The organism is Neptunitalea chrysea (assembly GCF_027924145.1).
Taxonomy (GTDB): Bacteria; Bacteroidota; Bacteroidia; order Flavobacteriales; family Flavobacteriaceae; genus Neptunitalea; species Neptunitalea chrysea.
Window position 1 is genome coordinate 1 of the sequence record NZ_BRVP01000026.1, and the last position, 11,052, is coordinate 11,052.

9 protein-coding genes and 2 tRNA genes are annotated in these 11,052 nt (G+C 33.6%); 3 read left to right on the forward strand and 8 right to left on the reverse strand.

Annotation, left to right across the window (positions count from 1 at the left end; genetic code table 11):
* Positions 1–63: 63 nt before the first annotated feature.
* The 4 genes from rpsT to proS all read right to left on the reverse strand — a co-directional run bounded on the left by rpsT (position 64) and on the right by proS (position 2,109).
* Positions 64–318 (reverse strand): 30S ribosomal protein S20, encoded by a 255-nt coding sequence (gene rpsT, locus NBRC110019_RS14660; protein WP_281756101.1) that lies wholly within the window; start codon positions 316–318, stop codon positions 64–66.
* Positions 319–382: 64 nt separating this feature from the next.
* A tRNA-Glu gene (locus tag NBRC110019_RS14665) sits at positions 383–454 on the reverse strand.
* 29 nt (positions 455–483) lie between these two features.
* Positions 484–555: transfer RNA gene (locus tag NBRC110019_RS14670), tRNA-Glu, on the reverse strand.
* 75 nt (positions 556–630) lie between these two features.
* On the reverse strand, positions 631–2,109 hold the full coding sequence (gene proS, locus NBRC110019_RS14675; protein WP_281756103.1) for a proline--tRNA ligase: 1,479 nt from the start codon (positions 2,107–2,109) through the stop codon (positions 631–633).
* A 74-nt stretch (positions 2,110–2,183) separates the two neighbouring features.
* Here proS and NBRC110019_RS14680 point away from each other — a divergent pair, with 74 nt between their 5' ends.
* Together NBRC110019_RS14680 and NBRC110019_RS14685 are read left to right on the forward strand one after the other, a co-directional pair.
* Positions 2,184–3,194 carry a hypothetical protein gene (locus NBRC110019_RS14680; protein WP_281756105.1) on the forward strand — a complete coding sequence of 337 codons (1,011 nt, stop codon included), beginning with the start codon at positions 2,184–2,186 and terminating at the stop codon, positions 3,192–3,194.
* Positions 3,195–3,250: 56 nt separating this feature from the next.
* Positions 3,251–4,831: an OmpP1/FadL family transporter gene (locus NBRC110019_RS14685; RefSeq protein WP_281756106.1), complete on the forward strand. Its 1,581-nt coding sequence runs from the start codon at positions 3,251–3,253 to the stop codon at positions 4,829–4,831.
* A 117-nt stretch (positions 4,832–4,948) separates the two neighbouring features.
* On the opposite strand, the gene NBRC110019_RS14690 is transcribed toward NBRC110019_RS14685, so the two are convergent.
* Positions 4,949–5,524 (reverse strand): porin family protein, encoded by a 576-nt coding sequence (locus NBRC110019_RS14690; protein ID WP_281756108.1) that lies wholly within the window; start codon positions 5,522–5,524, stop codon positions 4,949–4,951.
* 1,081 nt (positions 5,525–6,605) lie between these two features.
* Between NBRC110019_RS14690 and xerD the strand changes: the two genes are divergently transcribed.
* Positions 6,606–7,505 carry a site-specific tyrosine recombinase XerD gene (gene xerD / locus NBRC110019_RS14695; protein WP_281756109.1) on the forward strand — a complete coding sequence of 300 codons (900 nt, stop codon included), beginning with the start codon at positions 6,606–6,608 and terminating at the stop codon, positions 7,503–7,505.
* Here xerD and NBRC110019_RS14700 read toward each other — a convergent pair.
* Genes NBRC110019_RS14700 through NBRC110019_RS14710 form a run of 3 tightly spaced genes read right to left on the reverse strand, consistent with a single transcriptional unit; the run spans position 7,502 to position 10,924 of the window.
* Complete coding sequence (locus NBRC110019_RS14700) at positions 7,502–8,866, reverse strand: M20/M25/M40 family metallo-hydrolase (RefSeq protein WP_281756110.1); 1,365 nt, start codon at positions 8,864–8,866, stop codon at positions 7,502–7,504. The two genes, xerD and NBRC110019_RS14700, sit on opposite strands and share 4 nt — an antisense overlap.
* A gap of 2 nt (positions 8,867–8,868) precedes the next feature.
* Positions 8,869–9,747, reverse strand: coding sequence for a PPK2 family polyphosphate kinase (locus NBRC110019_RS14705; protein WP_281756112.1), 879 nt, complete (start codon positions 9,745–9,747; stop codon positions 8,869–8,871).
* Between the two features lie 10 nt (positions 9,748–9,757).
* Entirely contained in the window at positions 9,758–10,924 is a 1,167-nt protein-coding gene (locus NBRC110019_RS14710; protein ID WP_281756113.1) for a sigma-54-dependent transcriptional regulator, read from the reverse strand.
* Between the last annotated feature and the right edge of the window lie 128 nt (positions 10,925–11,052).

Here is an 11,052-nt window from a genome sequence, read left to right on the forward strand (position 1 = left end):
CAAAACAAAAAAAGCCCGCACTAATGCGAGCTCAATACTTTATCAAGTAAATCTAGAATAAAATTACGCTAAACCAGCGATTCTTTTAGTCAATCCACTTTTTAAGTTAGCAGCCTTGTTGCTATGAATGATATTTCTCTTAGCTAACTTATCAATCATAGAAGCAACAGTAGGATATAAAGTTTCAGCTTCTTTCTTATCCTCTAACGAACGTAACTTCTTAAGAGCGTTACGCATAGTTTTGTGCTGATATTTATTTCTTAAACGAACTGCTTCGTTTCTTCTAATTCTTTTTAATGCTGACTTGTGATTTGCCATTTCTTTGTGTTTTTTAAAACCTAAAGGTTCAAAATTTTTACTCTCCTAATATATAACCAAGTTGTAGCCCGTAGGGGAATCGAACCCCTCTTACCAGGATGAAAACCTGGCGTCCTAGCCGATAGACGAACGGGCCAGCAATAACTTAAACTTTTAACTCGTTTGTAGTCCGTAGGGGAATCGAACCCCTGTTACCAGGATGAAAACCTGGCGTCCTAACCCCTAGACGAACGGACCATCTTTTTCGTTATTGCGGATGCAAAGCTACAATATTTTTTCAACTACGCAACACTTTTCGAGAAAAAAACATTTTTAATATGCTTTTGCAAATAAAACCCTCTTTTTAGAAGGCTTTCCGGTAAAGACACACACCCCTTCTTCTTCTTTTGCATCCAATGGAATACAACGAATTGTTGCCTTTGTAAGGTCCTGAATTTTCTCTTCTGTCTCTGTAGTACCATCCCAGTGAGCAGAAACAAATCCGCCTTTACCCTCTAAAACTTCTTTAAACGCATCAAAAGTATCAACTTCCGTAATATGTGTTTTTCGGTACTCAAAAGCCTTGTTATAAACATTCTCCTGAATCTCCACTAAAAGTCTCTCTACAGTAGCCGTTAAATCTGCTATTTGAATACTCTCTTTAGTTAGCGTATCTCTCCTAGCTAATTCTACAGTCCCATTTTCCATATCTCTTTTCCCAATAGCAACACGAACAGGAACCCCCTTAAGCTCGTACTCATTAAATTTCCATCCTGGCTTATGTGTATCTCTATCATCAAACTTAACAGACACTCCCTTAGCTCTCAATTCTTCTAAGTATGGTGTTATATATTCTCTAATCAACTCTAATTGATCTACCCCTTTATAAATAGGAACCACCACCAATTGAATGGGGGCTAATTTTGGAGGTAACACCAACCCATTATCATCACTATGCATCATAATCAACGCCCCAATTAAACGAGTAGACACTCCCCAAGAAGTAGCCCAGACATATTCTTGCTTTCCTTCTTTAGTAGTATATTTAACATCAAACGCCTTTGCAAAATTTTGCCCCAAAAAGTGAGATGTTCCTGCTTGTAAAGCCTTTCCATCCTGCATTAATGCTTCAATACAATAGGTTTCATCTGCCCCAGCAAATCTCTCTGCCTCGGTTTTAATACCTTTTACAACAGGCACCGCCATAAACTCTTCCGCAAAAGTAGCATACACATTCATCATTTGCTCTGTCTCTTGTATTGCTTCTTCCTTAGTACTATGTGCCGTATGCCCTTCCTGCCATAAAAACTCAGCAGTTCTTAAGAACAACCTTGTACGCATTTCCCAACGCACCACATTAGCCCATTGATTTACTAAGATTGGTAAATCACGATACGACTCAATCCAGTTTCTATAAGTATTCCATATAATAGCTTCACTTGTTGGTCTTACCACAAGTTCCTCCTCAAGCTTAGCTTCAGGGTCTACAATAAGCTTCCCCTTATTTTCTTCGTCTCCTTTTAATCTATAATGTGTAACAACTGCACACTCTTTTGCAAAGCCTTCAGCATTTTTTTCTTCTGCTTCAAAAAGACTTTTAGGAACAAAAAGTGGAAAATATGCATTTTCATGCCCTGTTTCTTTAAACATTTTATCTAACTGCGCCTGCATTTTTTCCCATATAGCATACCCATAAGGCTTAATTACCATACATCCTCTAACCCCCGAATTCTCAGCTAAATTAGCCTTTACAACTAACTCATTATACCATTTTGAATAATCTTCTTCTCTACTGGTTAACTTTTTGCTCATTTTATATAATTTGGCACAAATTTTGTGATTATGTTAAATAAATAATTGTTTCAGCAAAACTAATTATTTTTGTTATGTTCAACAATAAAAAATATGCAATGATGATGACTATTACCACACATATTAAAAAGGAAAATATATTTATCCTATTTCTAGGTCTAACAATAACCACTTTAATGGTTTCTTGCGGATCTTTTCAGAGTTCGTCATATTATGACACTGACGGTATTTACAGTTCAAGCAATGTAAATTATAATGAAGTTGCTGTTACAGAAGCTCCTGATGACACACAATATTCAAGTGTAGATGCATATAGAGCCTATATTAGTGAATTAGCAAGTGAAGAAATACCTAATGATTCTACTCCATATTTCACCGATATAGATGCATATTACAGTAATGATTCTGTTGTTGACTCTACAGAAGTAGCCACAAACATCAATTATGAATATGCAGATAATGGATATGCTGGATGGGGACAAAACACCTCTGATGTTAATGTAAATGTATATTCAACTCCATATTACGGTTACGGATTTGGATTTGGATACAACTATTATGGCTGGGGATGGAACAATCCCTATTACTGGAATGCAGGTTGGTACAATCCTTATTGGTATGGAGGATTCGGGTTTCCAAATTACGCTTATGGATGGGGCGGATACCATGGATGGAATAACTATGGTTGGAACGGATACTACCACCCACACTACCCATATCACAGAAATAATATCGCATACAGTAGAACTAGAAGAGGTACTCCGTCATTAGCCGCCTCTAGAAACACCCGTAGTGTTGTTAATAACGCAACTAGAAGGGTTAATAGAAATGCAGTTGTTTCAAGAAGAAGAACCAAAAGCGCTACCACGAGAACAAGAAGTAATTCTAGAACTAGAACATACACACCTTCTACAACTAGGAGCACTACAAGAACTAGAACATACACACCTTCTACAACCAGAAGTACTACAAGAACCAGAACATATACCCCTTCTACAACTAGAAGTACTACAAGATCTTATTCACCTAGCAGATCATCTGGTAGCAGAACAAGAACTTCAGGTGGTGGAGGTAGACGTAGATAATTACCTCTATACACGCGATTAAAAATTTAAAATACTGGTTTTTAAAATAAAAAAACATGAAAAGATTTTCCTTATTCTTAGTTATGTCAATTGCTATGACACTAAGTACAAAAGCTCAAGATATAACAGATGCATTAAGATATAGCACAGATGAACTAACAGGATCAGCTCGTGTAAGAGCCATGAGCGGTGCTTTTGGAGCTCTTGGAGGAGACATTTCTGCTATAAGTATAAATCCTGCTGGTTCTGCAATTTTTACCACCTCTGAAGCAGGTGCTACCCTTGGTAATTTCAGTACACAAAACGACAACAATTTTTTCAATACTTTAACTACCGAAAACAATAATAAGTTTGACCTTAGTCAGGGAGGCTTTGTTTTTGTACTTAACAATACTAATGATAAAGCAAATTGGAAGAAATTAAGTTTAGGAGTTAATTATGATATTACAAATAATTATTCAAACTCGAACTTTATAGCTGGTATTAACACTAACAATTCTATAGATCAATATTTTTTAGCTTATGCTAACGGTGTAGAACTAGGAATTATGGATGCAGGCTCTTATCCTGATTTGGACAACGTTTCTAATAGCCAATATATAATTGATTACATATACCAATATCTTGGACAATATGATGGATTTGCTCAACAACAAGCATTTTTAGCTTATCAGGCATATCTTATAGACCCTGTATCTAATGACGCAAGCAATACCGGATATGTTTCTAATGCTTTATATACAAATGGTGTAGATCAACAATACTCCTTAGAAACTACTGGAGCCAATAGAAAATTTACCTTTAATTTTGGAGCTCAGTACAAAGATTTTCTACATTTAGGTCTTAACCTAAACAGTCATGTTATAGACTTTAAAAAGAGGACTTACCTATCTGAAATAGGTTTTGATGCATACTCAAGTACAGGAGATTATTCTACTGTTCAAGAAATTGGATTTGAAAATTACCTTGAAGTGTATGGTAATGGTTTTTCTTTTCAGTTAGGAGCTATTATTAAAGCAGGTAATAATTTAAGGTTTGGTGCTACTTACGACTCCCCAACCTGGTACAGTATTGATGAAGAATTATCTCAGGGTTTATTTGCAGTATCTGTAGATGATATCGGAAATGAATATGATGCAGACCAAGTATATCCTAACATCACAAATGTTTATGAAACCTATAAGATTAAAACTTCAGGAAAGTTATCTGGTAGTGTTGCATATGTTTTTGGCAAAAAAGGGCTTTTAAGCTTTGATTACTCAAGAAAAGACTATGGTTCTATAAAATTTAAACCTGAAAACAATTCTTATTTCCGTTCTCAAAATCAAGTTATTAATAACTCACTAACTACCGCTAACACCTATAGACTTGGTGGTGAATATAGAATTGATAGATTTAGTCTAAGAGGAGGATATCGTTTTGAAGAAAGTCCATATAAAAACGGAGTTACTGTTGGTGATTTAACAGGATATTCCTTAGGAGTAGGATATGATTTTGGAGCTACTAAATTAGATATATCGTACGACAGAGCTGAACAAGATAGCATGTATCAACTATACAGTGTTGGCTTGACTGACGCATCTAATATCACCACAATTTTTCAAAACATTATGATTTCTCTTAATTTTAAACTGTAATAAAATTAACAAATATCCTTTGAAATAATTGACAAGAAACCAAAAGTAAGTTAAGCTATAAAATAAAAAAGAGGGGAAAAGGGAAAAATATTAGGGGGGAATGAATTTATGTTTTGATTAAAACATATAACCTAAGCTAAATTGAATGTTTGATAATCTAGAATAATTACTCCCCATGAATTTAGCCTTAATAAATTGATCAGGAATACCATAAATGTAACGAGTAGTAACAAAAATACCACCTTCAAATTTATAACTTAAACCAGCTACAAGACTAGTATCAAAATCTCTTGCATAATCTTCTTCAACGGCTGTACCATCAACTTTTTCTGAAAGTTTCAATCCAATTTGTGGTCCAATCTCAAAACTACTAAAGCCTTCAGCGAAATAAATTTTTGCTAAAACAGGTAACTCAACGTAATCCAATTTATATTTAACAGCGGTTCCATCTGTTAAAACAACTTGAGTACCTTTATCTGAGTAAAACAATTCAGGTTGAATAGAAAATGAATCTGACATTGGAAATTCAGAAACAAAACCAGCGTTTAAGCCAATTTTTGATTTTTGACCATAAGGAAACTTACCAGTTAAGGATGCAACGTTTACACCAGCCTTTACACCAAAACTTGCTTGTGCGTTCACACATAAAGCTGTGAACATGAGTGAAACAATTAAAAGAACAGTTTTTTTCATAGTTTTCAGTTTTCAATTTTATATAAAAATAATTAAAAAAAATGCAATTACCACAAAAACATATGGTTAAATCTTATATATAAATCCAAAAACAGGATTTTTACACTATTAGTAATACAATCAGAAAAAACACAACGTTTCTGCATAAAATTAACACTTTTTAAGATTCTTATTTAGATATCTGCTATGTTTTTTAACAAAAATAACCATATGTTATAATTCTATACCTCAAGCACTCATTTATTCGGTAAAGTATAAAAAAAGAGAGGTAAACTACTAACCCTTTATATTATTATCATCTTCTAAACAGGTTATAAAACCTAATTCCTTTCCCAAACTACCAAACTGTATTTTTACATTCTATACTAGAAAGAATTAAATCTCGAACAAAAATATTATTCAATTAATAAGTATATCTAGCCTATGAATAAAAATTGTATGCTATACCTACAACAATATAAGTCTCAAAATCCTTAGCATCAGCATCAAACCTTCACCACCTGTTTGAATCCATTTCTTCATTAATAATAAATCTTAAATCTTAAAACCAAATTATGGTTCAGCTTCTACACATAATTATTAAATAAGATAAAGTTTACTAATACACACATCTGTATATAATCTCATTAATATTCTAAATCATCTTCGTTATGTTAATTAGCAAAACTTTGAGCATACTATAAAAGAAAACCTATCTAATAAAGATGTTTCGGCTAACAATCCCATATATAAACTGGCTCTAAAATCTTTTCCTTATTCAAAAATAGAATTCTTAATTCTTGAGTTGCGTTAACAAAATTGAAAATAAACTCAAAAAAAGTAAATTACCTAAAACGTTTTAGCTTTTTATAACAATTATTTAAATTAAAATAACCAATAAAACAGGTTAAATATTGATAAATTGCCTTTTTTTTTAGATTTTATTGCCATTTTAAAAATATTATATATATTTGCTTTAGTAGTGAACTATTAGTTACTAAGGATTTTTTGAAGATTCATTTTGTGTTTGGGGGAATGTAAATATGACTTCAAAATCAGAAACCACCTGAAATTTTAGGTGGTTTTTTTTATTTTTACATTAATGAATTGGAAAACTGCCATAAAAGACTATGAATTCTATTTAAAAATAGAAAGAGGCCTCTCTGAGAATTCTGTTAACAACTATATTTTCGACATTCGGAAACTAGAAAAATACCTTTTAGACTCCAGTATTAATTCTTTACCTCTAACTATTTCACAAGAGGAAATTCAACAATTTATTTATACCGTTTCAAAAGAAGTACAAGCTAGCTCTTTAGCAAGGCTTATTTCTGGATTGAAAAACTTTTTCTCCTATTTAGTTTTTGAAGATCTTAGACAAGATAATCCTGTAGAATTGATTGAAAGTCCTAAAACAGGTAGAAAATTACCAGATGTACTATCTATTGGAGACATTGATAGCTTAATAAATGCTATTGATTTAAGCAAACCAGAAGGACAACGAAACAAAGCAATACTAGAAACGTTATATGGTTGCGGTCTAAGAGTTAGTGAACTATTGGATTTATCTATTTCGGACCTTTATTTTGAAGAAGGGTTTATAAAGGTTACAGGAAAGGGAAATAAACAAAGATTTGTTCCTATTTCTAACACTGCTATAAAGCACATTAACCTTTATCTTAATGAACTAAGATGTCACCTAACAATAGACCCTAAATTTTCCGATATCGTATTTCTTAATCGAAGAGGTAAGAAATTAAGCAGAGCCATGATTTTTACAATTATAAAACAATTAGCCGTAAAGATTAATCTTGATAAAAAAATAAGTCCGCATACCTTTAGACATTCATTTGCAACTCATCTATTACAAAATGGAGCTAATTTAAGGGCAATACAACAAATGTTAGGACACTCAAGCATTACTACTACAGAAATTTATATGCATATAGACAGACAACATTTATCTGAAGTAATACATACGTATCACCCCAGAAATAATTAGAAGTTCTTATCTACTAAATAAATTAAACTAGTCATTGTAGCCGCACCCAATTCAAGCTCTCTTTTATTTACCGCATCAAAGCGGTCATTTGCCGCATGGTGGTAATCAAAATATCTTTGAGAATCTGGTCGTAAACCAGCTAACATTGTACCTTCTTTCTTTAATGGACCAACATCGGCACCTGAACCTCCTTTTTCAAAATAATGAATAAGATAAGGTTTAAATAAAGTACTCCAACTACTTATTACATTAAATTGTTCATCATTGCAATCAAAAGAAAAACCTCTAGGCGTAAAGCCTCCCGCATCGCTTTCCAGAGCAAAAAGGTGTTTTTCATTTTTTCTTTCTGCTTCTTCAGCATATTTTAAAGCTCCATCTAATCCACTCTCCTCATTCATAAACAAAACCACACGTATGGTATGTTTCGGCTTATAATCTAGCACTTTAAACATACGCAATACTTCCATACTTTGTACGCATCCAGCACCATCATCATGAGAACCATCTCCTAAATCCCAAGAGTCTAAATGCCCACCAACAAGTATAATCTCTTCAGGCTTTTCACTTCCTTTAATTTCTCCAATAACATTATAAGAATCTACCTTTCCTCTGTAACCGCAAGATTGTTTAAAGTGCACCTGAAGATCTGGTGTTGCAGACAACATTGCGCTTAAAATTTCAGCAGCACTTGTGCTAATAGCCGCTGCAGGTATTCTTCTTTCCTCAGGTAAATCTCCATAACTCATGGTACCTGTATGTGGTAAATCATCTATACGTAAATTCATAGATCTCACAAAAACGGCAGCAGCTCCTAATTTTGCAGCTTCCTCTGCCCCATGAACACGCTGATCTACACAACCACTATAAGCCTCAAAAGTTTGAATTAAATCTGCCTGCATGGGTCTATTAAAAAACACTATTCTCCCTTCAACCCTATCTCTCGTCAACGTTTTTAATTCATCTATGCTTTTTACTTCTATAACTTCGGTAGTTATACCCAAAGGTAATGTTGGAGACGAACCTCCTAAGGCACAAATAGGTAAGTTTGTATTTCCAGTTTCCGTTTTTATATAGGCATATTCCTTAGCTCCTCTCACCCATTTTTTAACCGTAACAGGTTGTAACCACACCTTATCTAAGCCTAATTTATCTAATTCTTCTTTGGTATAATCTACCGCCATTTGAGCACCAACGGAACCTGTTAATCTACTACCTATATGATTAGACATATAATCTAACCATTCATAGCTTTCACCGTTGAGCAAAGCGGTATTATAAAAATTCTTAAGGTATTGTTCATCCGTGCTTTGTGCACCTCCTATTAAAACCCCCATTAAAAAAAGAATTGCTACTCTTTTCATTTTCACTCAGACTTAAGTTGTTCTTTAAAATTATCTATATGTTTTTGGATTTCTGGACTTAAATTAGGTTCCTTTACATCCTTATACTTTTTCAATTCGTCATACATTATGGATGTTACAATTAACCTTGCCGCATCCTTATTATCTGAAGGTATAATATGCCATGGCACATCCCTTTGACTTGTATTATTAATAGCATCAGTATAACAGGCTTGATAATTATCCCATAATTGACGCTCTTTTAAATCATCTGGAGAAAACTTCCAGTTTTTCTTCTTTAATTCTAATCTTCTAAGCAATCTGTTCTTCTGCTCGTCTTTAGAAATATGAAGGAAAAATTTAAAGACGATAGTTCCTGTTTTAAAAATATGGCTCTCAAAATTATTAATTTGCTGAAATCTATTCTGCCAAAATCGCTCATCAATATCATCTACACTATGAATTCCCGGAATTTTTTCTGTTAAAACATACTCAGGATGTACTCTACTTATAAGCACATTCTCATAATGAGTTCTATTAAAAACACTAAACTTTCCTTTCTCTGGTAATGCCACATAATGCCTCCATAAAAAATCGTGTCTTAGCTCTAAAGCAGATGGTGCCTTAAAACTATGAACTACAATACCTCTAGCGTTAAAATCCTTAAAAATTTCTCGAATTAAACTATCTTTTCCTGCTGTATCCATTCCTTGGATACATACTAAAACTCCATATTTACCATGGGCATATAAGGTATTTTGAAAATCTCCTAGCTTTACACGAACCTTTTTTAATTCTCTTTCCAATCGCTTATCAGAAGCATCAAAATCTTCATAGGTAGAAATACTCGATAAGTCTACCGGACTCTGGACTATATATTCTGAAGCATCAATTTTTTTCATGTACTCTATATTATGATTTACCAGAGAAAAGCTCTACATCGCCAGCGGTAATTTCATTTCCTCCTAAAATAATAAGACGCTCTATTACATTGCGAAGCTCTCTAATATTACCTGTCCAGTTAAGACCTTTTAAAACCTGAACAGCATCTTCATTAAAAACTTTTGCTACCGCCCCTTGTTCTTCAGCTATCTTCTTAGTAAAATGATCTACCAATAATGGTATGTCATCTCTTCTATCATTAAGTCCTGGCACCTGTATTAAGATGACCGCTAATCTATGATACAAATCTTCTCTGAATCTGCCTGCTTCAATTTCCTCTTTTAAATTTTTATTAGTAGCTGCTACAACTCGTACATCAACTTTAATATCTTTATCACTACCCACTCTGGAAATTCTATTCTCTTGAAGCGCTCTTAATACTTTAGCCTGAGCTGCCAAACTCATATCTCCAATCTCATCTAAAAAAATAGTCCCCTTATCTGCAGCCTCAAATTTACCCGCTCTATCTTTCACAGCAGAGGTAAAAGCTCCTTTTACATGACCAAATAATTCACTCTCTATAAGCTCTGAAGGTATTGCAGCACAGTTGACCTCTATCATGGGAGATTTACTTCTAGAACTCTGTTCGTGTAGCTGATGTGCAACCAACTCTTTACCAGTACCATTACTACCTGTAATTAGTACTCGGGCATCTGTTGGAGCCACCTTTTCTATAATTTCTTTAATTTGAGTAACCTCTTTACTTTCCCCAATTATCTGGTAATTTTTACTCACCTTTTTTCGTAGACGTTTATTTTCTACTACTAAAGTCTTATTGTCTAAAGCATTTCGTACTGTATTTAAAAGCCTATTTAAATCTGGCGGTTTTGATATGAAATCGAACGCACCTAAGCGCATTGCATTCACTGCAGTTTCTATATCCCCATGACCAGAAATCATTACAAAAGAAGTGTCAGGTTTCAGTTTTTTAGCTTGTTCCAATACTTCAATACCATCCATCTTAGGCATTTTAATATCGCAAAGTACCAAATCATAATCCTCGGATTTTATTTTCTCTAATCCTTCTGCACCATCACCAGCCTCTTCTATTTTATAGTCTTTGTTTTCTTCTGAGAGTATTTTTAGCAGCACTCTTCTAATAGCTGCTTCATCTTCTATAACAAGTATTTTAGACATAGTTAAAATTTAAATCGAATTCCAGTCCTAAAATATACTGAATTTTTATCATGTATAACGCAAATATCATACCTCTCATTGCTCCGAAATGTACAATCATTTTATAAAGAGTGTCTACATCCGTATAA